26 protein-coding genes are annotated in these 24,338 nt (G+C 53.3%); 7 read left to right on the top strand and 19 right to left on the bottom strand.

The window, feature by feature from the left end; all coding sequences use genetic code 11:
• Positions 1-111 precede the first annotated feature (111 nt).
• Positions 112-321 (top strand): transcription antiterminator/RNA stability regulator CspE, encoded by a 210-nt coding sequence (gene cspE / locus JL661_RS13330; RefSeq protein WP_004235583.1) that lies wholly within the window; start codon positions 112-114, stop codon positions 319-321.
• 90 nt (positions 322-411) lie between these two features.
• On the opposite strand, the gene JL661_RS13325 is transcribed toward cspE, so the two are convergent.
• From JL661_RS13325 to rsfS, 10 genes are all read right to left on the bottom strand, one after another.
• A complete protein-coding gene (locus JL661_RS13325; protein ID WP_004240855.1) occupies positions 412-1,260 on the bottom strand; it encodes an EamA family transporter in 849 nt (282 codons plus the stop codon).
• A 303-nt stretch (positions 1,261-1,563) separates the two neighbouring features.
• Positions 1,564-2,529, bottom strand: a complete 966-nt coding sequence (lipA, locus tag JL661_RS13320) for a lipoyl synthase (RefSeq protein ID WP_004235585.1) — start codon at positions 2,527-2,529, stop codon at positions 1,564-1,566.
• 131 nt (positions 2,530-2,660) lie between these two features.
• Entirely contained in the window at positions 2,661-3,293 is a 633-nt protein-coding gene (lipB, locus tag JL661_RS13315; protein WP_004235586.1) for a lipoyl(octanoyl) transferase LipB, read from the bottom strand.
• A gap of 142 nt (positions 3,294-3,435) precedes the next feature.
• A complete protein-coding gene (gene ybeD / locus JL661_RS13310; RefSeq protein ID WP_004235588.1) occupies positions 3,436-3,699 on the bottom strand; it encodes a DUF493 family protein YbeD in 264 nt (87 codons plus the stop codon).
• A gap of 68 nt (positions 3,700-3,767) precedes the next feature.
• Positions 3,768-4,982 carry a D-alanyl-D-alanine carboxypeptidase DacA gene (gene dacA, locus JL661_RS13305; protein ID WP_062772227.1) on the bottom strand — a complete coding sequence of 405 codons (1,215 nt, stop codon included), beginning with the start codon at positions 4,980-4,982 and terminating at the stop codon, positions 3,768-3,770.
• Positions 4,983-5,075: 93 nt separating this feature from the next.
• Positions 5,076-6,065, bottom strand: coding sequence for an endolytic peptidoglycan transglycosylase RlpA (rlpA, locus tag JL661_RS13300; RefSeq protein WP_049246186.1), 990 nt, complete (start codon positions 6,063-6,065; stop codon positions 5,076-5,078).
• Positions 6,066-6,082: 17 nt separating this feature from the next.
• Positions 6,083-7,195, bottom strand: coding sequence for a peptidoglycan glycosyltransferase MrdB (gene mrdB, locus JL661_RS13295; RefSeq protein ID WP_032099107.1), 1,113 nt, complete (start codon positions 7,193-7,195; stop codon positions 6,083-6,085).
• Positions 7,196-7,200: 5 nt separating this feature from the next.
• A complete protein-coding gene (gene mrdA / locus JL661_RS13290; RefSeq protein ID WP_032099116.1) occupies positions 7,201-9,081 on the bottom strand; it encodes a peptidoglycan DD-transpeptidase MrdA in 1,881 nt (626 codons plus the stop codon).
• 56 nt (positions 9,082-9,137) lie between these two features.
• A complete protein-coding gene (gene rlmH / locus JL661_RS13285) occupies positions 9,138-9,608 on the bottom strand; it encodes a 23S rRNA (pseudouridine(1915)-N(3))-methyltransferase RlmH (RefSeq protein WP_062772608.1) in 471 nt (156 codons plus the stop codon).
• Positions 9,609-9,611: 3 nt separating this feature from the next.
• Positions 9,612-9,938 (bottom strand): ribosome silencing factor, encoded by a 327-nt coding sequence (gene rsfS / locus JL661_RS13280; RefSeq protein ID WP_004240847.1) that lies wholly within the window; start codon positions 9,936-9,938, stop codon positions 9,612-9,614.
• Between the two features lie 290 nt (positions 9,939-10,228).
• Between rsfS and JL661_RS13275 the strand changes: the two genes are divergently transcribed.
• A complete protein-coding gene (locus JL661_RS13275) occupies positions 10,229-10,756 on the top strand; it encodes a DUF1722 domain-containing protein (protein WP_062772611.1) in 528 nt (175 codons plus the stop codon).
• Here the strand turns inward: JL661_RS13275 and JL661_RS13270 are convergent.
• Positions 10,726-11,085, bottom strand: a complete 360-nt coding sequence (locus JL661_RS13270; RefSeq protein ID WP_062772230.1) for a winged helix-turn-helix transcriptional regulator — start codon at positions 11,083-11,085, stop codon at positions 10,726-10,728. The genes JL661_RS13275 and JL661_RS13270 overlap by 31 nt on opposite strands.
• A gap of 103 nt (positions 11,086-11,188) precedes the next feature.
• Between JL661_RS13270 and JL661_RS13265 the strand changes: the two genes are divergently transcribed.
• Positions 11,189-11,908 carry an SDR family oxidoreductase gene (locus JL661_RS13265; RefSeq protein ID WP_062772233.1) on the top strand — a complete coding sequence of 240 codons (720 nt, stop codon included), beginning with the start codon at positions 11,189-11,191 and terminating at the stop codon, positions 11,906-11,908.
• A 1-nt stretch (position 11,909) separates the two neighbouring features.
• Here the strand turns inward: JL661_RS13265 and nadD are convergent, their stop codons facing one another.
• From nadD to JL661_RS13225, 8 genes are all read right to left on the bottom strand, one after another.
• A complete protein-coding gene (gene nadD / locus JL661_RS13260) occupies positions 11,910-12,566 on the bottom strand; it encodes a nicotinate-nucleotide adenylyltransferase (protein WP_032099110.1) in 657 nt (218 codons plus the stop codon).
• Positions 12,547-13,590, bottom strand: a complete 1,044-nt coding sequence (holA, locus tag JL661_RS13255; RefSeq protein WP_004235598.1) for a DNA polymerase III subunit delta — start codon at positions 13,588-13,590, stop codon at positions 12,547-12,549. Before holA ends, nadD begins: the two co-directional genes overlap by 20 nt.
• Entirely contained in the window at positions 13,587-14,141 is a 555-nt protein-coding gene (lptE, locus tag JL661_RS13250) for an LPS assembly lipoprotein LptE (protein WP_015422538.1), read from the bottom strand. Before lptE ends, holA begins: the two co-directional genes overlap by 4 nt.
• Before the next feature lie 14 nt (positions 14,142-14,155).
• Positions 14,156-16,738 carry a leucine--tRNA ligase gene (gene leuS / locus JL661_RS13245; protein WP_032099112.1) on the bottom strand — a complete coding sequence of 861 codons (2,583 nt, stop codon included), beginning with the start codon at positions 16,736-16,738 and terminating at the stop codon, positions 14,156-14,158.
• 216 nt (positions 16,739-16,954) lie between these two features.
• Positions 16,955-17,680: an amino acid ABC transporter ATP-binding protein gene (locus JL661_RS13240; protein ID WP_004240836.1), complete on the bottom strand. Its 726-nt coding sequence runs from the start codon at positions 17,678-17,680 to the stop codon at positions 16,955-16,957.
• The gene (gene gltK / locus JL661_RS13235) at positions 17,677-18,354 is read right to left on the bottom strand and encodes a glutamate/aspartate ABC transporter permease GltK (protein WP_004235602.1); all 678 of its coding nucleotides are present in this window, start codon (positions 18,352-18,354) and stop codon (positions 17,677-17,679) included. The genes JL661_RS13240 and gltK overlap by 4 nt, the downstream gene beginning before the upstream one ends.
• Positions 18,354-19,091, bottom strand: coding sequence for an amino acid ABC transporter permease (locus JL661_RS13230; RefSeq protein ID WP_004235603.1), 738 nt, complete (start codon positions 19,089-19,091; stop codon positions 18,354-18,356). The genes gltK and JL661_RS13230 overlap by 1 nt, the downstream gene beginning before the upstream one ends.
• A 198-nt stretch (positions 19,092-19,289) precedes the next feature.
• Positions 19,290-20,192, bottom strand: coding sequence for a glutamate/aspartate ABC transporter substrate-binding protein (locus JL661_RS13225; RefSeq protein ID WP_032099113.1), 903 nt, complete (start codon positions 20,190-20,192; stop codon positions 19,290-19,292).
• Positions 20,193-20,616: 424 nt separating this feature from the next.
• On the opposite strand from JL661_RS13225, the gene JL661_RS13220 reads away from it, so the two are divergent.
• The 4 genes from JL661_RS13220 to JL661_RS13205 are packed head-to-tail and all read left to right on the top strand — an operon-like array spanning position 20,617 to position 24,301.
• On the top strand, positions 20,617-20,985 hold the full coding sequence (locus tag JL661_RS13220; protein ID WP_062772236.1) for a hypothetical protein: 369 nt from the start codon (positions 20,617-20,619) through the stop codon (positions 20,983-20,985).
• Between the two features lie 57 nt (positions 20,986-21,042).
• Entirely contained in the window at positions 21,043-23,079 is a 2,037-nt protein-coding gene (locus JL661_RS13215) for a protein-disulfide reductase DsbD family protein (RefSeq protein ID WP_062772613.1), read from the top strand.
• A complete protein-coding gene (locus tag JL661_RS13210) occupies positions 23,076-23,804 on the top strand; it encodes a DsbA family protein (protein ID WP_004235609.1) in 729 nt (242 codons plus the stop codon). Before JL661_RS13215 ends, JL661_RS13210 begins: the two co-directional genes overlap by 4 nt.
• Positions 23,804-24,301: a protein disulfide oxidoreductase gene (locus JL661_RS13205; protein WP_004235610.1), complete on the top strand. Its 498-nt coding sequence runs from the start codon at positions 23,804-23,806 to the stop codon at positions 24,299-24,301. The genes JL661_RS13210 and JL661_RS13205 overlap by 1 nt, the downstream gene beginning before the upstream one ends.
• The last annotated feature ends 37 nt before the right edge of the window (positions 24,302-24,338 follow it).

Here is a 24,338-nt window from a genome sequence, read left to right as displayed (position 1 = left end):
TCCGGCGGGTAGTTTAGTATCGAACCAGATTGCCCGGCAGGATCAATACAGTCTGAAAACGACTGGCTGGGTACTGATGAAGTACTATCACTTGTTAAAGGGTTTTTTTGAATGTCAAAGCGCAAAGGTAACGTGAAGTGGTTTAACGAAGCAAAAGGTTTCGGTTTTATCACTCCGGAAGACGGCAGCAAAGATGTGTTTGTTCACTTCTCTGCAATTCTGAACGACGGTTTCAAAACACTGGCAGAAGGCCAGAAAGTGGAATTTGAAATCGTTGATGGCGCTAAAGGCCCGTCTGCTGCAAACGTTGTCTCGATTTAAGTTGTAACACGCTATACCGTAGCTGTTATTTTAATTCGACATTATCGTGACGAAAACCCGTTACTCACCATAGTAACGGGTTTTTTTATATCAGCGCCGGTTGGCGACCTGGCTGAGCCAGACACTGCCGATCACCACGATAACCCCCGCACACTGTAACAGGCTCAGTTGCTGATCCAGCACAAACCAGCCCAGCAGTACCGCCGTCAGCGGACTGAGAAAACCGAGCGATGCCACGGAATTCGGCCCGAGGATTGCCAGTCCGCGAAACCAGAACAGATAGGTCAGCGCCGCGCCAATCAGCCCCAGATACAATAATCCGCTGATATTGAGCAGCGTCAGCGGCGGCAGTGCCGGTTCAAGCAGCAGAGAGACCGGCAGCAGCAGTAATCCGCCTGCGGTGAGCTGCCAGGTGGTAAAGGTCAGCGGTGAGACATCCGGCTGCCAGCGGCGGCTCAGCACGGTACCGGCGGCCATGGAGAACGCACCTGCTAACCCGGCAATAATACCGATGGTGTCGAGTTTTGCCTGCGGTGTCAGTAACAGCAGTGCCACCCCGCCTATCCCGCACAGTGCGCCGAGCACTGCCAGCGGCTTCAGTACATTGCCCAGCACCATGCGGGAGAGCAGCAGCACAATCAGCGGCTGAATAGCGCCGACGGTCGCAGCCACGCCACCCGGCAGACGATAGGCCGAGACAAACAGCAGCCACCAGAACACCGCGAAGTTCAGTGCCCCGAGCACGAAAATCCGCCCCCACCAGATCCCTTTAGGTAACTGGCGGATAAACAGCATCAGCAGCAGACCGGCGGGTAAGGCACGCAGCATGGCAACAGTCATCGGATAACCAGCGGGCAGCATTTCGGTGGTCACCAGATAGGTACTGCCCCAGACGGCGGGAGCGAGTGCTGTCAGACATAAAACGCCACTACGTTTCATAATTTACTCATTAATAATGTGATATGGAACGCATCATAATCCGCATCAGTTGCAGTGGGAATAGCGGCAGCGGGGCAGAGCACAAAAGACATATATCATTGGTTTTTTTTCCGGTCAGATAAAACGCCGGTAACGGGCAGGCGAACGAAAAGCGTAAGCGCCATGGATGGCGCGATCCGAGCGCACAAGGATGTGTTTACAGCGACTTTTCGTTTTGCCCGTTACCAGCGTTATCACCGGATCGGCATAAAAAAACCGCCGTTTTTCAGCGGCGGTTTCAGGTATTCACAGAATGGCGGGAAATTACTTAACTTCTTCGCCTTTGGCCTGCAAATCAGCATGGTAAGAAGAGCGGACAAACGGGCCGCAGGCGGCGTGAGTGAAGCCCATCGCCATTGCTTCGGCTTTCATTTCCTCAAACTCTTCCGGGCTGACATAACGCTGAACCGGCAGATGGTGACGGCTCGGCTGGAGATACTGCCCCAGGGTCAGCATGGTCACGCCGTGACGGCGCAGGTCGCGCATCACATCGAGGATCTCTTCATTGGTTTCGCCTAAGCCGACCATCAGGCCGGATTTGGTCGGGATCTCCGGATGGGCTTCTTTAAAGCGTTCCAGCAGTTTCAGTGACCACTCATAGTTAGCGCCCGGGCGCACCTGACGGTAAATACGCGGTACGTTTTCCAGGTTGTGGTTGAAGACATCCGGCGGAGTGGCGGTCAGGATTTCCAGTGCTTTATCCATACGGCCGCGGAAGTCCGGCACCAGGGTTTCAATTTTAATCGCCGGGCTGTGGTCGCGGATAGCGGTGATACAGTCAGCAAAGTGCTGTGCGCCGCCGTCACGCAGGTCATCACGGTCAACAGAGGTGATCACCACATAACGCAGTCCCATATCTTTGATGGTCTGACCGAGTTTCTGTGGTTCGTTGGCATCCGGTGCATTCGGACGGCCGTGGGCAACGTCACAGAACGGGCAGCGGCGGGTGCAGATAGCCCCGAGGATCATAAACGTGGCGGTACCGTGGTTAAAGCATTCGCTCAGGTTCGGGCAGGAGGCTTCCTCACAGACAGAATGCAGGCCGTTACGGCGCATTGCATCTTTGATCCCTTTGATTTTATGGGAATCAGCCGGAAGTTTGATTTTCATCCAGCTTGGTTTGCGTAATCGTTCGGTCGTCTCTGATACCAGGTTTTTGACCGGGATAAGCGCCATTTTATCGGCATCACGGTATTTGATACCGCGTTCCATCTGAATTGGTTTACTCATGTTTATGTCATTTCCGGTTAGATTCATCGGATAGTGATTGATGAGTGCCGTGGTGACGGCCTGTCTGCTGAATGTAACGAAGTCATCAATCTTTTAAAAATCTTTTTAAAAATGTTAAAAAAATTATATCACTATTCTGCGGCAAGTTGGAATCCTAATTGCCGGCAGAATTGTGCGGTCAGCACGGGCTGAACATCCGCAAGGGTAATACCGGGAACAAAATCAGCCATTTGTGTCATGGCGAGACCGGCATAGCCACACGGATTAATACGGTGAAAAGGCTCGAGATCCATATTGATATTGAGCGCCAGGCCGTGGAATGAGCGGCCGTTGCGGATCCGCAGACCGAGTGAACAGATTTTGTTACCCGCCACATAAACACCGGGCGCATCCGGGCGCGGGTAAGCGTCAATATTCCACTGTTTCAGGGTCTCAACCACTGAATTTTCCAGCGCGGTTACCAGTTCGCGCACACCGATTTTGTCGCGTTTGAGATCAATCATCACATACATGACCTGCTGTCCCGGGCCGTGGTAGGTCACCTGGCCGCCGCGATCAGACTGGATCACCGGGATATCACCGGGGGAGATAACATGTTCGGCTTTCCCTGCCTGGCCCTGGGTAAAAACGCGCTCATGCTCGACCAGCCAGATCTCGTTACCGGTTTCCGCCGTACGCTGTTCGGTAAATTGGTGCATGGCTTCAGAGACAGGATGATAAGGCCGCAGGCCCAGCTGACGTAAAATAATGGTGTTATTTTGCAAAATGGTATCTTCAGTTCGGTATGCCGGGCCAGCAGTATAACGCGCACGGCAAATGCGTACCAGTGATGCGCATAAAATGTTCAGAGGGATAAAAAAAAAGCCGCCCGGAAAGGCGGCCTGAAATGATGAAGAAATGACGGTGTTACAACACCATTCTGACGCGCTCTAACGCGCCTAATTCTTCGTACAGATTCTCGATCTGCTCAATGTGTGTCGCATCAATGGTGACAGAAACGGAATGATAGGTTCCTTTGCTGCTTGGTTTGATTGACGGACTGTAGTCACCCGGCGCGTGGCGCTGAATCACTTCCAGAACATCATTCACTAATTCCGGTTCAGCGGCACCCATCACTTTGTAGGTAAATGAGCAGGGGAACTCTAACAGTTCATTGAGTTTGGTTTTCATGGGTGCTCCTTAATAAAGCAAAACGTCAGATGAACTAAATATGGGGATAGTTCATCTGATTTCAAGTCTCAGCCGAACCAGCGGTGAAACAGCAGGCGGATGTAGTCGATCAGACGGCTGAAGAAGTTCCCTTCCGGTACCGCTTCCGTCACGACAAGCGGCCGTGTTTCAATGATCTGGTTGTCGAGCTGGAAATTAATGGTACCGACCACCTGGTTTTTCGCCAGCGGCGCATGCAGCTCCGGATCGGTCAGGACAAAACCGGCTTTCAGATCTTTCAGGCGGCCGCGCGGAATGGTGATATAAACATCATTTTCCACTCCTAACTGCACTTTGTCTTTATCACCGAACCAGACGATTTCAGATGCCAGCGGGTTGTCTTTCTGCATCGGTCTGACCGTTTCAAAGAAACGGAAGCCCCAGGTGAGCAGTTTCTTGCTTTCCGCATTACGGGCTTTGGCAGATTTGGTGCCCATCACCACGGAGATCAGACGCATATCCCCTTCGGTGGCGGAAGCGACCAGGTTATAGCCAGCGCCGTTGGTGTGGCCGGTTTTAATTCCGTCAGCATTCAGGCTTTTATCACCCAGCAGGTCGTTACGGTTTTGCTGAGTAATATTATTATAGGTGAATGAGCGCTCTTTATAGATAGCATATTCATTCGGTACGTCGCGGATCATCGCCTGACCAATCAGCGCCATATCCCGCGCACTGCTGTACTGGCCGTCGGCATCGAGACCGTGAACGGTTTTAAAGTGGGTATTTTTCAGACCAAGCTGCGCCACATACTGGTTCATCTGGCCGACAAATGTGTCCTGATCACCGGCAACAAACTCGGCCATCGCCACACAGGCATCATTACCGGACTGCAGGTTGATACCGCGTGTGAGATCCGCCACGCTGACGCGCTCGCCCGGTTTGAGGAACATCAGCGAGGAGCCGCGGAATACCGGGTTACCGGTTGCCCAGGCGTTTTCCCCGATAGTGACCATGGTGTCCGGCGTAAATTTACCGGTGTTCATTGCCTGGCCGATGACATAGCTGGTCATCATTTTGGTCAGACTGGCCGGATCACGGCGGACATCGGCATTTTTCTCCGCCAGCACTTTGCCGGAGTGGTAATCCATCAGAATATAGGATTCCGCTTCAATATCCGGAACAGGCGGGATGGTGGTATTCAGATTCGGAACATCAGCGGCAGAAGCTGCGGCGCTCAGTGCCAGGGTCAGACCGAAAGCGGCCAGGCGCCCGGCGCGGTGTTGATAAGTCGTTGCGTATTTCATGAGTGTTAAAACAACATTGATGATGCCGGTGAAAAAGAAACGCTATCATAGCAAAACTGCTATGACAGCGCGTAGTGTTATCACTGCCTGTTTTTAAGGTGCAAGGATAAATGAATTCATATTCAGCTGCTGCTGAAGGCGTCCCTGTACTTCGGCGGCCCGTTCACGGCTGGTAAACGGCCCCAGCTGGACACGGAACATATCACCGGAGGATTCTGTCATACCGGGCACACCCAGTTTATCGCTGAGCTCTTTCTGCCACTGTGTTGCGCGTTCCGCACTTGCCACAGCACCCACCTGGACGCGGTAACCGCTGACAGCGGCCTGCTGCGGTGCGGGTGCGGCGGTGTTTTCAGTTTGGGCTTCTGCCGGTGCTGCGGGCTGTTTCACGGTCGGGATCAGTGCGGATTCCGGCTGCGGCTGTGCCATAACAGGACGGCTGTTGATCGGTACCACCGGGGTGGTATTGGTCACCGGCGTACCGAGAGCACTGGTTTTGCCCAGTTCAGGGCGGCCCGGCAGGGCATAGCTCTGTTTGGCGACCACGGTACCGACAGTCCCGGAGCCGCTCAGCGAGCCGTCTTCCGCAACCACAATCGGGTCAATTTTAATTTTGGTATTCGGCAGCAGGTTCAGGCGATCTGCGACAGCGCGGGAAAGCCCGATCTGTTTGCCCGGCATATACGGGCCGCGATCGTTAATCCGCACCACCATCATGCGGTTATTCGCCATATTGGTGATCCGCGCATAGCCGGGGATTGGCAGCGTCGGGTGGGATGCGGTCAGTTCGGCGCTGTTGACGATTTCGCCGGTAGCGGTCCGGTTACCGTTCTGGGCCTGACCATAAATCCAGGCATATCCCTGCTGACTGAAGTTTTCCGGATCACGGACAATCTGATACTGCTGACCATTACGGACGTAATCATTATTCGCGCCCGGATGCAGCGGCTCGTAGGCCGGTACGGCGCCGAGAATCTCTTTTGCCGGGCCCGGCGGCGGTGTCTGTTTGACCGGCGGCTGCACTGACGGGCAACCTGCCAGCAACGCGGCCATCGCTGTGACCGCAATCCATTGTAAACGCATGAAAACCTCGTAATGTATTATAAGCTTTTTGACAGCATCTTACGGTGTGTATGAATTGACATGACAATACCAAACCCTGCCATTAATACAATCAGGGCGGAGCCGCCGTAACTCATCATCGGCAGCGGCACACCGACCACCGGCAGGATCCCGCTGACCATGCCGATATTCACAAACACATAGACAAAGAAGATGAGCATCAGACCGCCCACCATCACCCGTCCGAAGGTATTTTGGGCTTGGGCGGCAATCATCAGCCCGCGCATAATGATCAGCAGATAGAGTACCAGCAGGAAGATCACCCCGACCAGCCCCAGCTCTTCCGCGAGGACGGCAAAGATAAAGTCAGTATGACGTTCCGGCAGGAATTCCAGCTGGGATTGTGTGCCCAGCATCCAGCCTTTTCCGGCCAGTCCGCCGGAGCCGATGGCAATTTTTGACTGAATAATATGATAACCGGCACCGAGCGGGTCGGTTTCCGGATCGAGCAGCATCATCACGCGGCCGCGCTGGTAATCGTGCATCAGGAAAAACCAGAGCAGCGGAATAAAGGCGGCGAGCAGCAGCAGGGCTATCCCGATAAGGCGCCAGCTCATTCCGGCCAGGAACAGTACAAAAATACCGGAGGCGGCAACCAGAATGGATGTCCCGAGGTCAGGCTGTGCGGCGACCAGCAGGGTCGGCACCACCACCAGCAGCAGGGCGATGGCGGTATTTTTCAGGGTCGGCGGACACTGGTCGCGGTTCATAAACCGCGCCACCATCAGCGGAACGGCAATTTTGGCAATCTCGGACGGCTGGAAACGGACAATCCCCAGATCCAGCCAGCGCTGCGCGCCTTTACTGATCTGCCCGAAGACATCCACAAAGACCAGCAGGATGACACAGACAATATAGAGGTGCGGTGCCCAGGTCTCATACACGCGGGGCGGGATCTGCGCCAGAACCAGCATAATGATGATACCGGAGAAAATCTGCCCGAGGCGGCGCTCCATCATTTCCGGATCCAGCCCGCTGGCACTCCACAGCACAAATGCACTGTAAACCAGCAGGATCAGCAGCAGCACCAGCAACGGGAAGTCGATGTGCATGCGGGTCATCAGGGATACTTTGCGCGGATTATCAGTCATGGGCATCACTCTGTTTCACTGCCGGGCGGTGATGGCGGAGCATCCGGCAGTACCGTGTTGTTATCACCCAGCAGGACGTGGTCAAGGATCTGGCGGACCAGAGTACCGACTGCCGGGCCTGCACCGCCGTTTTCCAGAATAATGGTCACCGCCACTTTCGGGTTATCGTACGGTGCGTAAGCAATCATTAATTTATGGTCGCGCAGGCGTTCCGCCAGTTTGCTGGCGTTATAGGTTTCGTAGCTGAACACCTGTGCTGTACCGGATTTAGCGGCCGCTTTGTACGGCGTACCGGCAAAGAATTTGCGGCCGGTACCGTTCGGTGCGTTGGCCACGCCGAACATCCCGGATTTGGCCAGCTCCCAGTATCCGGAATGAATATCACCGATAGCAATATATTCTTTCTGCTCATACGGCAGCATACCGCTACCTTCTTTGGTGCCGAGCAGCAGGTGCGGTGTTTTCACCACACCATCATTTATCAGGGTATTAAGGGCTTTTGACATCTGGATCGGTGTTGATGTCCAGTATCCCTGGCCGATCCCGACCGGGATGGTATCGCCCTGATACCACTGTTTCTTATAGCGCCGCTGTTTCCATTCACGGGTCGGCATCACACCGTTGTACTCTTCCATCAGATCGATACCGGAATATTCGCCGTAACCGAAGCGGGTCATCCAGGCGGACAGACGGTCGATCCCCATGTCATACGCCACCTGATAGAAGAAGGTATCCGCTGATTCAATAATCGATTTCACTACGTTCAGGTTGCCGTGACCATAGCGTTTCCAGTCGCGGTAACGTTTTTCTGAGCCGGGCAACTGCCACCAGCCGGGATCAAAAATCGTGGTGTTACGGGTGATCACTTTTTCGCTGAGTGCCGCCACTGAAATAAACGGTTTCACAGTGGATGCCGGCGGATAGAGCCCTTGGGTGGTGCGGTTGATCAGCGGCCGATCCGGGTTATTGAGCAGGCCCCGGTAATCCGGGCCGGAAATGCCGTTCACAAACAGGTTCGGGTCATAACTCGGGTTGGACACCAGTGCCAGAATTTCGCCGTTGCGCGGATCACTGACCACGACAGCCGCACGGCTGGTGGTCAGCAGTTTTTCGATATACATCTGCAATTCAAGATCAATCGTCAGATAGATATCTTTCCCGGCCTGCGGTGCCTGCTCGTGTAACTGGCGGATCACGCGGCCGCGGCTGTTGACTTCCACTTCCTCATAGCCGGTTTTGCCGTGCAGAACGGATTCATAATAGCGCTCAATACCCAGCTTTCCGATGTCATGAGTGGCGGCGTAGTTCGGCAACAGACCGTCTTTATCCAGGCGCTCGACATCTTTGTCGTTAATTTTCGCCACATAACCAATAACATGGGTCAGGGCGGAGCCGTAAGGGTAGAAACGGCGCTGATAGCCTTTGATTTCCAGTCCCGGGAAGCGGTACTGATTTACCGAAAACCGCGCCACCTGTATCTGGTTGAGCGGAGTTTTCAGCGGAATTGAGGTAAAGCGGCGCGAACGGCGGCGTTCTTTTTCATAATTCGCGATGTCTTCATCGGTCAGATCGACAATCTCGCGCAGCTCATTCAGTACGTCCGGCAGGTCAGTGACCTTTTCCGGCACGATTTCGAGCTGATAAATGGTTCTGTTTTCCGCCAGCAGGGTACCTTTGCGGTCATAAATCAGACCACGGCTCGGCGGAATAGGAACCAGTTTGATCCGGTTATCATTGGAACGGGTCTGATAATCTTCATGGCGGTTAATCTGGAGATGATAGAGATTCACCACCAGTACGGCAGATAAAATAACAATACCGATAAATGCAACCACCGCACGGCGGATAAACAGGGCGGATTCCGCGCTGTAATCGCGGAAGTCCATCCGTTGCTTGTGTTTTTTCTTATCGCCGTCAGGCGCGTTCAGACCGGGCACTGCGGTTATTCCCTGTGATACGGATGATTGGCAGTAATACTCCAGGCACGGTACAGACTCTCCGCGACCAGCACACGCACCAGCGGGTGCGGCAGGGTCAGCGGGGAGAGAGACCAGCTCTGTTCTGCGGCTGATTTACAGGCAGGCGAAAGACCTTCCGGGCCGCCGATAAGCAGGCTGATGTTGCGTCCGTCCTGCTTCCAGCGTTCCAGTTGCCCGGCCAGCTGCGGGGTATCCCAGCGTGCGCCGGGAATATCCAGTGTGACAATCCGGTTGCCTTTGCCCGCCGCCGCCAGCATTAACTCACCTTCTTTTTCCAGGATCCGTTTGATGTCCGCGTTTTTTCCCCGCTTTCCGGCCGGGATTTCGGTCAGTTCAAACGGCATATCTTTCGGAAAACGATGGAGATAATCCTGAAATCCGGTTTCGACCCAGTCAGGCATTTTGGTGCCGACGGCAATGAGCTGTAACTTCAACACTCAGCTCCAGAGTTTCTCTAATTCATACATACGGCGGCTTTCATCCTGCATCACATGCACGATAGCTTCACCGAGATCGACAACAATCCAGTCGGAAATGCCCTGACCTTCCACGCCGAGCGGCATCATACCGGCCTGACGGCAGTCAGTGACAAGGTTATCGGCCACAGACGCCAGATGGCGGCTGGATGTGCCGGTACAGATAATCATGTGGTCGGTAATGCTGGATTTACCGCGTACATCAATAGTAATAATGTCCTGTGCTTTGGAGTCTTCGAGTTTATCAATAATAAACTCAAGTAATTCTGTGCCTTGCAAAAGGTTCACCTTATATTCCGGATAAATAGATAACAGAACACATCCCCGTCAGTCGTACCGCCGTGGCAGTTCCGGCGCGGGGTTGCTGTGTGCCGGGGGATAATCGCTATTTTACGTTACAGAGGGCAATTTTGCGAGGCTCACCCTGCGTTGCCGCCGGCACCGCAAGAATAACAGCGAACAGGGGGAATACAAAGCAGTAAAGATTAAAGAAATATCAGGAAATGTGCGGACAGGGAAAACAGAAACAGTGCGATTTGTACTATAGTCACTCCGTAACAGATAAAAAGGCGGAAAATATGACATATCAGCGACAACCGGAAAGTAGCGATGAGGATGCACTGTGGCGGCAGAGGGCGCGGCAGGAACTGATTCAGGCACTGAATCCGCCGCTCAGTGCGGGCGGGCTGATCCGTCTGCACAGTCGTTACAAATATGCGCTGATGGCATATTCACCACAGTTATATAAAAGCAGCGGACGGCTGTTGTCACAGGCAGGAAAACTTTCCCCGGCGGAACTGGCGGAAACGGCGGCGGTCTGGCAGCAGGCGCTGCTTACCGCATTTTCACAGCCTGCGACCCGCGCCAATATGACCAATGCACTGATGCATATGCAGGGCTATTTCAAACGTTTACTGAGCCCGGCAGAAAAGCAGCAGATGAGTGCGGCGATTGAGGAATATCGTACCGGGACCGGCTCTGCGGAAGCGGTGAAACATCTGTTACTCACCACTGCCCGCCACTATCAGACAGATTATCTGTGTGATCAGGCAATCCTGCAGCCGGTAACAGCGGCTCAGTCACACTCCGGGCGCAGCAGTGTGTAGCGGTCGCCCATATTCTCATAACCCCAGTCACACATCAGCAGCAGAATCGGGATCAGGGAACGGCCTTTGTCTGTAATAGTATATTCCACGCGGGGCGGCACTTCGGCAAAGACCGTCCGGGTCAGCAGGACGTCCGCTTCCATCTCGCGTAATTGATTGGTTAATGTTTTTTGTGAAATATTGACAATATAAGCCCGTATTTCCCCGAAACGCTGAACGGTTTTTTCAGATAATAAATTTAATATTAACGGTTTATATTTTCCGCCGATAACTGACAGCGTAACTTCTATTTCACTGACCACTACAATTTTCTTTATTTTATCGTCCATTAGTTACCTTCAGGTTACTTTGTGAAATAAATCTGCCTTCTTGATATATGTAAAGCAAGGCATAAAATCATGCAACTTTATTTATATTCTCAAGGTAAATGCAATGAAAAAATTAGTGGTTATTACCGGCGCCAGTTCCGGTATCGGTGAATCTGTGGCAAAACGGATGAGTCAGGCCGGACATCCGGTCTTATTACTGGCCCGCCGCAGTCAGATTACCGAAGGGTTTCATCTGCCGGACAGCCTGTGCCGCAGCGTGGATGTGACGGATCTTGCGGCAATGAAAGCTGCCATCGCAGAAGCAGAAAGCCTGTACGGTAAAACAGATTTATTAATTAACTGTGCGGGCGTTATGCTGCTGGATAATCCGTATGATCAGGATTATGCAGAATGGCAGCAAATGGTGGATGTGAATATTAACGGTGTTCTGACCGGGATTAATATTGTATTGCACGATATGGTTGCGCGTCAGGAAGGAACCATTATTAATATCAGTTCAATTGCCGGACGAAAAACATTCCCGAGCCATTCCGTCTATTGCGGAACCAAATTTGCCGTTCATGCGATAACGGAAAATATCCGTGAAGAAGTGGCACCGTCAAATGTCCGTTTAATTACCATTGCGCCAGGTGTGGTGGAAACGCCGTTATTAAGTCATACCACCAATGAGGAAATTAAGCAGAATTACCAGACCTGGAAAAAAGAGATTCAGTCAGGTCTGGATCCGGAAAAAATCGCGGATTGTATTCAGTTTGCTTATCAGCAACCGCAGGATGTGTGCATCCGTGAGATTGTAATTGCCAAAACCCGGCAGGCCGGGTGAGTCAGCGGTACAGTCCCTGTGCCAGAATGTAGTCCTGAACGGCGGGGGCCAGCTGATCGCTGCAGTCCTCGCCGTTTTTCAGCCGTTCGCGGATATTGGTGGCGGAAATCGGAAACAGAGGGGTATCAGCCAGGAAAATATAACCGCACGGTCGTTTGTGCAGGCTTTCCGGCGTAGTGACCAGATGCTGCACAAACCAGTCAGCCAGCCGTTCGGACGGAAAATCGAGTGAATATCCCGGCCGTTTGCAGACCAGAATATGGCACAGGGTCAGAATCTTGTCCCATTCATGCCAGGTATCAATCGTGAGCAGGGAATCCTGACCAATGATAAAAGCCAGCGGCCGCCGTGAACCAATCTCAGCCCGGTACTGACGCAGTGTTTCCACCGTATAGGAGAGGGCATCGCGGCGCAGTTCGCGGTCGTCCACCAGAAACAGCGGGTCTCCGCTGACGGCCAGTTGTGCCATCATCAGCCGCTGTTTTGCATCCGCTTTCGGCTGCGGACGGTGCGGCGGGACATTGTTCGGCAGTAAAATCACCTGTTCCAGACCGGCTTCCGATGCCATGGCTTTCACGGTATTAATGTGTGCCTGGTGGATCGGGTCAAATGTGCCGCCGTACAGCGCCAGAATCCGGTTATCCGCGTTGTTCGTCATAGAGGATCTGTCCTGTCTGTGCTTTACCGCTCAGGAGCAGTGTCAGTGTCAGTAAGTCATCACTTACGGATTGTCCGTAATCCTGCTTGAGGCGGATTTCAATACGGGTGATCAGGGATATCGCCACCTGCAGGGTATGCGCATCAAGGCGATCCAGGGCTTCGGTTATCATACCGCGGCGGTTCTGCCAGATACGGTGCTTGTCAAACAGTGTGCGCAGCGGCTGGTTTCGGCTTTCGCGCTGTAATGTCAGTAACTGCATCACTTCCCGCTGGACGGTGCGCAGCAGTATCACCGGCTCGTTATCTTCCGCCAGCAGCTGAGTCAGGATATGACAGGCACGTTTGCTTTTTCCGGCCAGCAGGGCATCCACCCAGTGATACGGGGTAAAGTGTGCCGCATCATTCACTGCTGCTTCCACACGGGGCAGTGTGAGTTTGCCGTCGGGATAGATCAGCGCCAGCCGGGAGAGAGCCTGTGACAGCGCCAGCAGATTGCCTTCGTAGCAATAGCAGAGCAGGCGGACAGCCTGTTCATCCGGTTGCAGTTGTAACAGAGCTGCCCGCGCGGTGACCCACTGCGGCAGCCGGTTCAGTTCCGGGGTCATGCAGGCGATATAGACGCCATCCTGTGCCAGCGCTTTAAACCAGGCGCTGTTTTCCTGGGCTTTGGTCAGTTTATGGCCGCGCAGTATCAGCAGCAGATCCGGATGTAACTGCCCGGCCAGCCGGAGAAGCTGTTCGCCCATTGCGGCATTGGGGCCGTTTTCCGGCAGATACAGGGTGAGTGTCTGCCGTCCGGCAAACAGACTGAGTGACCGGCAGACAGAAAAAATCGCATCCCAGTCAGTATGTTGTTCAAGAGAAAAGGTGAAGTGCTCGTCAAATCCCTGTTCCTGCGCCGCATGGCGGATAGCATCCCGGGATTCCTGGAGCAGTAACGGTTCGTTCCCCCAGAGGAGGTAACGTTCACGCAGCCCCGAACGGAGCTGCGTGATGAGTTGCTCAGGTGAAACTTTTATCATGCCTTCGGTGCGACAATCTCAGCCGCTTCAGCATTTTCAGCCTGTTTCTGTTGTTCGGACGGCTGGATAATCAGCAGTTTACGAACCAGACGGGCGGCTGCCTGCTCACGCATTTCCTGGCGGATCATATCTTTTTCCGCATCTTTTGCGAGTGCTTCCAGCGGGTTATCGAAGAATGAACGGTCAACGCGGACATTGATCGGATAAACCGACCCGTTCGGCATAATGACCTGGGCATTCAGGTAATAAACCAGCTCTTTCTCAGCGGCTTTACCGTCCTGGAAAATCGATACTGTCTCTTCCGAACCTTCGGAAGAACTGGTGATCTTCAGAACCGGGATGGTGGCATCACCACCTTCAATAATCTGAACGTTATTCAGCAGCAGTTGCTGGCGGATAGCACGGGTTTGTTCGCCATACGGATCACCGGTGCTGATTTGCAGTTTCTGCAGTTCAGGCGGGATTTGCGTGGTGCCGCGCAGATGGAAGCCGCAGCCTGCGGTGACCAGCACCGCAAGCCCGAGCAACAGCGTGATAATGCGATGTCGCACGATATCTCCTTAAATTAACCCACGACCAGGTTCAGTAATTTACCCGGCACATAAATGACTTTGCGAACACTCACACCTTCGAGGTATTTCGCCACATTAGCTTCCTGCGAGGCCAGCGCCATGACCGCATCCTGCTCCGCATCGGCGGCAACGGTGATACGGCCGCGGACTTTACCGTTGATCTGGATAACAATCAGTTTGGTATCGTCAATCATCGCTTCTTCGCTGGCGACCGGCCACTGTGCATCATCCACATCCGTTTCGTGACCCAGTGCTTTCCACAGGGTAAAACCGGCGTGCGGGATAATCGGCGACAGCATACGGATAACCGCATCCAGCGCTTCCTGCATCAGTGCGCGATCCTGCTCTGTTTCCTGAGGTGCGCGCTGCAGTTCATTGAGCAGTTCCATAATCGCCGCGATGGCGGTGTTGAACTGCTTACGGCGGCCGGCGTCATCGCTGACTTTGGCAATGGTTTTGTGCAGTGAGCGGCGCAGATCTTTCTGTTCCGGTGTCAGGCTGCTGATATCCAGCGGCGCGGTTTTGCCTTTCTGAACATGCTCATACACCAGACGCCATACACGGCGGATAAAGCGGTTCGCGCCTTCCACGCCGGATTCCTGCCACTCCAGGGTCAGTTCCGGTGGTGCCGCAAACATCATAAACAGACGAACGGTATCCGCGCCGTATTTTTCCACCATAATCTGCGGATCAACGCCGTTGTTCTTCGATTTTGACATTTTGCTCATGCCGGTGTGAACCAGCTCGCGGCCTTCTTTATCTGTTGCCTTGATGATACGGTTTTTATCATCACGCTCAAGAATGGCATCTTCCGGAGACACCCATACGCGGTGGCCGTCAGTGTCGGTGTAATAGAAGGAATCAGCCAGTACCATGCCCTGACACAGCAGGTTTTTCGCCGGCTCATTTGAGTTAACCAGACCGGCATCGCGCATCAGTTTGTGGAAGAAGCGGAAATACATCAGGTGCATAATCGCGTGTTCGATACCGCCGATATACTGATCGACCGGCAGCCAGTAGTTGGCCGCAGCCGGATCCAGCATGCCTTTGTCATAGTCCGGGCAGCAGTAACGGGCGTAATACCAGGAGGATTCCATAAAGGTATCGAAGGTATCGGTTTCACGCAGCGCAGGCTGACCGTTGATGGTGGTTTTTGCCCACTCAGGATCGGCTTTAATCGGGCTGGTGATGCCGTCCATAACCACATCTTCCGGCAGAATAACCGGTAACTGATCTTCAGGAACCGGAACCACGGTGCCATCTTCCAGGGTTGCCATCGGGATTGGTGCGCCCCAGTAACGCTGACGGGAAACCCCCCAGTCACGCAGACGGTAGTTGACTTTGCGCTCGCCGACGCCGAGTGCCACCAGTTTGTCCGCAATTGCGTTAAAACCGGCGGTGTAATCCAGACCATCGAACTCACCTGAATTGAACAGGGTGTTTTTGCCGGTCATTGCTGCTTCACTGATATCCGGTGCGTTACCGTCTTCGCCCAAGATGACCGGCTTGATTGGTAAACCGTATTTGGTGGCGAATTCCCAGTCGCGCTGATCGTGCGCCGGAACGGCCATAACGGCGCCGGTACCGTATTCCATCAGGACAAAGTTGGCGACCCAGACCGCGACTTTTTCACCGGTCAGCGGGTGAATGGCAAACATACCGGTTGCCATGCCTTTTTTCTCCATCGTGGCCATTTCAGCTTCGGCCACTTTGGTATTACGGCACTCATCGATAAAGGTTTTCAGTTCAGGATTGTTCTGTGCAGCCTGCTGTGCCAGCGGATGACCCGCCGCTACCGCCAGATAAGTGACACCCATAAAGGTATCCGGACGGGTGGTGTAGACACTCAGTTTTTCGGTGCTGTCCGCGACATCAAAGGTGATTTCCACACCTTCGGAACGGCCGATCCAGTTGCGCTGCATGGTTTTGACCTGCTCCGGCCAGTCTTCCAGCGTATCCAGATCATTGAGGAGTTCTTCGGCATAAGCGGTGATTTTGATAAACCACTGCGGGATCTCTTTGCGCTCAACCGGGGTATCACAACGCCAGCAGCAGCCGTCGATAACCTGCTCGTTGGCAAGCACCGTCAGGTCATGCGGACACCAGTTCACGGCGGAAGTCTTCTTATACGCCAGACCTTTTTCATACAGCTTGGTGAAGAACCACTGTTCCCAGCGGTAATATTCCGGCGTACAGGTGGTGACTTCGCGATCCCAGTCGTAGGCGAAACCCAGCTTTTTCAGCTGCTGTTTCATGTATTCGATATTGGCATAGGTCCACGGTGCCGGTGCAGTGTTATTTTTTACCGCAGCACCTTCCGCAGGCAGACCGAACGCATCCCAGCCGATTGGCTGTAAGACGTTTTTACCCAGCATGCGCTGGTAACGTGACATCACATCACCCAGGGTGTAGTTACGCACGTGGCCCATGTGTAGTCGTCCTGAAGGGTATGGCAGCATAGACAGGCAGTAGTATTTTTCTTTACTGTTATCTTCAGTCACTTTAAATGTTTGTTTTTCCTGCCAGTGACTCTGGACTTGTTGCTCTATGTCTTCGGGACGATATTGTTCTTGCATGGCACCGGTATTCCTGTGGTGATGAACTGCCGGACACGGACTGACGACCAGACCGGGCGGACAGCATGAAAATATTGGGTTTCGTTAATTTCTGACCCGTTAGCATAGCCGATATGCCCCTGAGGGAACAACAGTTAAGGGCGTAAAGGGATGAAAAAAGCAGGGGAATGATAAAGAGAAGAAGAAAGGCCGGTCTGTGACCGGCCGGTCAGAACATCAGTGCAGAATCTTGGCAAGAAAATCTTTGGCACGCTCGGATTTCGGGTTGGCAAAGAAATCGTCTTTTCTGCTGTCCTCGACGATTTTGCCCTCATCCATAAAAATTACACGGTCCGCCACTTTACGGGCAAAGCCCATTTCGTGGGTGACCACCATCATTGTCATGCCTTCGTGCGCCAGTTCAACCATAACGTCCAGTACTTCGTTGATCATTTCCGGGTCGAGGGCGGATGTCGGCTCATCAAACAGCATGGCGACAGGATCCATACACAGGGCGCGGGCGATAGCCACACGCTGCTGCTGCCCGCCGGACAACTGGGACGGGAATTTATCCGCATGGGCAGACAGACCGACGCGCTCCAGCAGTTTCAGTCCTTTTTCTTTTGCTGCCGCTTTATCGCGTCCCAGCACTTTTACCTGTGCCAGGGTCAGGTTTTCCACAATGGAGAGGTGCGGGAACAGCTCAAAGTGCTGGAATACCATGCCGACTTTGGAGCGCAGTTTCGCCAGGTTGGTGCGTTTGTCATTCACCTGAATATCATTGACGAAAATTTCACCCTGCTGCACCGGCTCAAGGCCGTTAACGGTTTTTATCAGCGTGGATTTACCGGAGCCGGACGGGCCGCACACCACAACCACTTCCCCTTTTTTGACTTCGGTCGAGCAGTCGGTTAAGACACGGAACTGACCGTACCATTTGGAGATATTTTTCAGGGAGATCATGACACAGTCCTTCTCTTGAGATAATTAACCAGCATTGACGCACCAAAGCTGATAACAAAATAAACCGCACCCGCAAACAGCACCATTTCGATTTGTGTTCCGTCACGCTCGCCGATATTGCTGGCGGTGCGGAAGAAATCGGTCAGGCTGAGCACATACACCAGCGAGGTATCCTGGAACAGGACGATTCCCTGGGTCAGCAGCAGCGGGATCATCGCGCGGAATGCCTGCGGCAGAACCACCAGGCGCATGGTCTGCATTTTGGTCATACCGAGGGCGAGTGAGGCGGATGTTTGTCCCCGTGACACACTCTGAATCCCGGCGCGGATAATTTCAGCATAATACGCAGCTTCAAACAGGGAAAACGCTACCATAGCTGAGATCAGACGGATATCTGTTTTTGGTGATATGCCAAGAACATTTTGGACTAAGTTAGGCACAATCAGATAGAACCATAACAGCACCATTACCAGCGGAACGGAGCGGAAGGCGTTCACATAGAGAGCAGCCAGCCAGCTTACAATCTTTATGGATGACAGGCGCATCATAGCCAGTATCGTGCCCCACAGGATGCCGATAACAATCGCTGTAACTGTGATTTTCGCCGTAATAACCAGCCCCTGTAACAGGAACGGCATACCCGGCATCACCGAACTCCAGTCAAATTCGTACATCAGTGGCCTCCTGTCCCGGGCAGACGCACCCGTTTTTCCAGTAAATGCATGGCCAGCATAATAATAACGTTGATGCCGACATAGGCGAGGGTGATCGCAGTAAAGGACTCATAGGCTCTGGCGGAGTAATCCAGTAACTTCCCGGCCTGTGCGGCCATATCGACCAGCCCGATAGTGGAGGCGATGGCGGAGTTTTTCACCAGATTGAGCATTTCCGATGTCATCGGCGGAATAATCACGCGGTAGGCATTCGGCAGCAGCACATAGCGGTAAGTCTGCGGCAGTGTCAGTCCCATCGCCAGCCCTGCGGCTTTCTGGCCGCGCGGCAGTGACTGAATGGCGGCACGTACCTGTTCGGTCATACGGGCGGCGGTAAACAGCCCCAGACAGAGGGTGGAGGAAATAAAGAACTGGATATTCGGGTCGAGATCCATTTTAAACCAGTCGCGCAGGGACGACGGCAGGAACTCCGGGATCACCAGATACCAGGTGAAGAACTGGACGATCAGCGGCACATTACGGAAAATTTCCACATAAATGGTGCCGAGCGAGGAGAGAAACTTATTCGGTACCGTACGGAGAATACCGAACAGGGATCCCACCAGAAAGGCGATAATCCAGGCACAGATTGACAGCAGCACAGTGACCTTCAGGCCGGACAGGATCCAGCCGAGGTAAGTGGTGTTGCCGAAGGGGGCGGGCTGAAAAAAGATGCCCCAGTCCCAGTTAGCTGACATAGCGCGGCTCCCGGTAAAAGAACGAACTCCCTGTATAAGACGGATAACCAGTGGTTACCGGACAGACAGTGTGTTTGCATGCAACGGACTGTGGTTTATCGTCCGCGCCCGCGTCAGTTGTGAACGCGGGCGCGGCGGTCTTAGTTATATCCTCAGTCCGGACGGCGCAGCCGGTCAGGCTGTCAGCCGCCGTGGTGGTTATTCAAAGGCCTTGTCATTCGGCGCTTTGAACAGCCCTTTCATTTCATCGGATAATTCAAAATTCAGGTTGAGGTTCTTAGGCGGAATCGGCTGTTTGAACCAGCGGGTATAGGATTTCTCAGCCTCACCGGAGGTTTGTGCATCAGAAACGGTTTTATCGATCAGGGCTTTGAACTGCGGATCATCTTTGCGCAGCATACAGCCGTAGGCTTCTTCGGACTGCGGCGTGCCGACAATCACCCAGTTATCCGGTTTTTTCGCTTTGGCGCGCTCACCGGCCAGCAGGGCATCATCCATCATAAAGGCGACCGCCCGACCGGATTCCAGGGTGCGGAAGGCATCCCCGTGATCTTTGGCGCTGATAATGCGCATCTTCATCTGCTTCTCATCATTGAGTTTGTTGAGCAGCATTTCAGATGTGGTACCGGATGTGACCACCACGTTTTTCCCGGCGAGATCGGCAAAGTCTTTGATACCGGAATCTTTACCGGTCAGCAGACGGGTACCGACCACAAAAATAGTATTGGAGAAGGCGGCCTGCTGCTGGCGGGCCAGGTTGTTGGTGGTGGAGCCGCACTCAAAATCGAATGTGCCGTTCTGTAACAGCGGGATACGGTTCTGAGAGGTCACCGGAATTAGTTTGACCTGTAAATCCGGCTTATTCAGGGTCTTTTTCACTGCATCAACAATATGGTTGGAGTAATCCTGGGAATAGCCGACCACCTTTTGCTGGTTATCATAATAAGAGAAAGGAACAGAGGATTCGCGGTGACCGACAACAATCACGCCGCTGTCATTGATTTTTTTCAGTGTACCGGTCAGCTCTTCAGCAGAAACCGCCGCACTGGCAAGCGCGGCTCCGGTGACCAGTACAGACAAAACTAACTTGCGCATAAACAACTCCTTTTCGGGAAACGGTATAAGGACGTGTATTGCTCTTGTGTTTGTATTGTTAAAAATAGAACATAATTGTTAATTAATGGAAGTTAATTTGTTTTAAATCGGGAGATCCCTCTCACTCTGTCAGATAAAGATGTGCAAGTTACACACAGAACGTACACTCACATTAAATTATGGTATTTTGAATTGGTTTGGTTTTATATGCTGGTTTTGGTGTGTTTATTAACCTTTTAATGGTGTTTTTTACTGCTTGGTGCGGTGCTTTTATGGCCGGGAAGTGCTATTGTGTCATAATCCGCTGTTGTAACAATTCTGCGGTACGGCGGTAACATCACATTGCGGTTAAATGTGTAAAGTTATGGTTATCCGGTTGTCTGAAATCGCAGGCTGTGTAAGATAGGCGGTAACTATCGGGGAGCGGGCTATGCTGAAGCAACGCAGGCAGGGTTATCTGCTGCTGTTTTTCACATTATTCTTTATCCTGTTGTGTCTGACACAACGGATGTCTGGTGCGCCGCGCATCAGTCTGAGCCCGTCTGCGGATTTCACCACCCCGGTGCTGCTCAGTGATACGGAAACCGGCAGTGCCAATCCCGGCGGCACCTGTGATATCAGCGCCAAATCGCTGAGTACCGTGCCGCAGTTCCCGGCAGAACCTCTCTTTTTTGCCCTTCTTTTCTTCGTCATGACCGCGGTGATTGTTCCTGTCCGTTACCGTTCGCGCTCGTGGCGTCAGCATATCCCGCCGATGCGGCTGCGCAGGCATCTCCATTTCTGTGTGATGAGGGATTAGCAACCGGCAATCTGTGTATTGTCGGGTTTTTTGCTTAATTCGGAGATGAAAAAAATTATGCGTTCTGTATTAACAGCGTTTGTGCTGTTTTTGTTCACGCTGACCACTGTGCATGCGGCTGATACCGGCTGGACCGAAATGCCGCACAATGATCACGCCCGTGTCAGAGTCACATCAGATCAGTGGAAAGACGGAAAACTGCGTCTGCTGCTGGCGGTTGAATTACAACCCGGCTGGAAAACTTACTGGCAGTCACCGGGCGAGGGGGGCGTTGCCCCTGAACTGACATGGCAGAAGGCCTCCGCTGACACACAGTGGTTCTGGCCCGCACCTCAGCGTTTTGATGTCGCAGGGCTCTCCACCCAGGGCTACGGCGGCAGTGTGGTGTTCCCGCTGGAAGTCACGGCGGCTCAGGCGCTGCCGGTGCTCAGCGGGACACTGACCTTATCCACATGCAGTAATGTCTGTATCCTGACCGATTATCCGGTCTCACTGGATACCTCAGAACCCGCGCCGGACGATTTTGACCGTCAGTATGCGATGGCCATGCAGCAGGTGCCGCAGACCGGCGGTGATATCACCACCGGCGGCAGCCGGGTGAACGGCGGGACGCTGACGATGGCACTGCACCGCCCGGGCGGCTGGCAGGATCCGCAGCTGTTTTTTAATGCGGATAAAGAAACCATTTTTGCCGCACCGTCATTTACGATTTCCGGGGATAATCTCACCGCCACCGTTAAAGTAACGGATGACTGGGGGGAAATACCGTCAGATCTGAACGGAAAACCGCTGTCGGTCGTTGTGACAGACGGCCCGGCAGCGCAGGCGCTCACCACGGTGATCGGCAGCGGACCGGATATTGCGGCCGAATCCGGCAGTGATACCTCCTTTATTATGTTGCTGCTGTTTGCATTGCTGGGCGGGCTGATCCTCAACGTTATGCCGTGTGTTCTGCCGGTGCTGGCGATGAAACTCGGCGCTGTGCTGTATGTGGAAAACCGTGAGCGGCGGATGATCCGCACCCAGTTCCTGGTCTCCTCCTCCGGTATTATGGTCTCCTTCTGGATCCTCGCGGCGCTGGTGTCGGTATTACGCCTGACACAAAGTGCGGTCGGCTGGGGTATTCAGTTCCAGAACCCGTGGTTCCTCGGCTTTATGGTGGTGGTAACTTTACTGTTCAGTGCCAATCTGTTCGGTGTTTTTTCTATCCGCCTGAGCAGTAATGCAACCACAAAACTGGCGACAGCGGGCGGCAAAGGGATGCGCGGCCACTTTATGGAAGGTATGTTTGCCACGCTGCTGGCGACCCCCTGTACCGCGCCGTTCCTCGGTACCGCCGTTGCGTTTGCGCTGGTGGCTCCGTATTCACAGCTGTGGATGATTTTTACCGCGCTGGGGCTGGGGATGAGCCTGCCGTGGCTGCTGATCGCCGCGTTTCCGGGAATTGCCCGGGCGCTGCCGAAACCGGGCCGCTGGATGAACGGTCTGCGTCTGGTACTGGGTGGCATGATGTTTATTACGGCACTGTGGCTGATCAGTCTGCTGATCCCGCACACCGGGCCGGAAACCGCTGTGGTGATGGTGGCAGTTGTGCTGCTGGTACTTGCGCTGCTGGCTTTCCGCCGTACCGGTATTAAGCGCGGATCTGCGGCACTGGTGGCACTGCTGGTGGCTGGTGGTATCTGGGCCGCTATCAATATGACGGATGACCGGCAGCAGAGCCTGGTCAGTGATCAGGTGGACTGGCAGCCGCTGACGGAAGAGGCGGTGAACACCGCGCTTTCTCAGGGTAAACGGGTTTTTGTGGATGTGACCGCCGAATGGTGCGTGACCTGCAAAGCAAACAAATACAATGTATTATTACGCGATGATGTTCAGGACGCACTCCGTGAACCGGATGTTGTCGCACTGCGCGGGGACTGGACAAAACCGTCACCGGATATTAATGCATTTTTACAAAAGCGCGGGCATCTGGCAGTACCGTTTAATCAGATTTACGGCCCCGCTTTACCTGATGGTGAAATCTTGTCACCATTGCTGGATAAAGAAACACTCTTACATCTGTTAAATCAGTCACAAGGAATTGAACCATGAAAAAAACACTCGCGGCTTTAATGATTGCTCCGCTTATCTTTACCGCCACAGCTCATGCGGCCGCTTTTACCGCTGACCAGGAAGCGCAGGTGCGTGAATTGGTTCGTGACACGCTGGTCAAAAACCCGGAAATTCTGGAAGAAGCGATTATGGCGCTTCAGCAGAAACAGACCGAAAAACAGACCGCACAGATGAAAGATGCCGTTAAAGCCAATGCTGACGCGCTGTTTAATGATAAGTACACACCGCGTATCGGTTCAAAATCACCGAAACTGACCATCGTGTCTTTCACCGATTACAACTGCCCGTACTGCAAACGTTTTGATCCGCAGCTGGAAGCGATGGTGAAAAAATACCCTGACGTGGCAGTTGTCTTCAAACTGCTGCCGTTCAAAGGGGAAAGTTCCCTGAATGCCAGCCGTGCCGCACTTTCTGTATGGGAAAGCAAGCCGGAAGCATTTGCACCGCTGCATAACCGACTGATGCAGAAGAAAACCGCACTGACTCAGGATGACATCAACAGCGCACTGAAAACCGCCAAAGCCGGTGATGTGAAAGTCACTGATAACAGTATGAATACCATGCGTATGAATATGATGCTGGCAGAGCAGTTAGGTGTTCAGGGAACCCCTGCAACGCTGATTGGTGATGTGATGCTGCCGGGTGCCGTGGATGAAGCACAGCTGGATGCCATCATTAAGGAACAGCTGGCTAAGGTTAAATAATGCGGTTACTGCGCAGATGGGGAAAGGAATTTCTCCTGCTGCTGGTGATTTTATTTATTGCGTCACAGGCGATGGACTACTGGCGCAAACCGCAGGCACCGGATTTAAACACGGTGCCTTCGCTGACACTGACAGATGGCACACCGGTGTCCATTGCGCAGATGAGTGCGGAAAAACCGCTGTTGGTCTACTTCTGGGCATCCTGGTGCGGGATCTGCAAACTGACCTCGCCGTCAGTCAGCGAACTGTCTGAGTCTGGCTACAATGTGGTGACGGTTGCTATCCGCTCCGGTGAAGATGACCGGCTGGCGAAAGGGATGGCAGCGAAAGGTTACTATTTTCCGGTGATTAATGATCCGGATGGCCGTATCTCTCAGCTCTGGGGTGTGAATGTCACGCCGACTTTTGTGATTTATCACAAAGGGGAGATAGTCAGTTACACCAGCGGCTGGACCAGTCAGTTGGGGATGATGGCACGGTTGTGGCTGGCGAAGTAATCAGTCTGAAATGAAAAATCCCGCGGTGAGCAATCAC

Source organism: Morganella morganii, assembly GCF_019243775.1.
GTDB classification, from domain to species: Bacteria; Pseudomonadota; Gammaproteobacteria; order Enterobacterales; family Enterobacteriaceae; genus Morganella; species Morganella morganii.
Note: the sequence above shows the minus strand (reverse complement) of the source record. Positions and strands in the feature narration are given on the sequence as shown.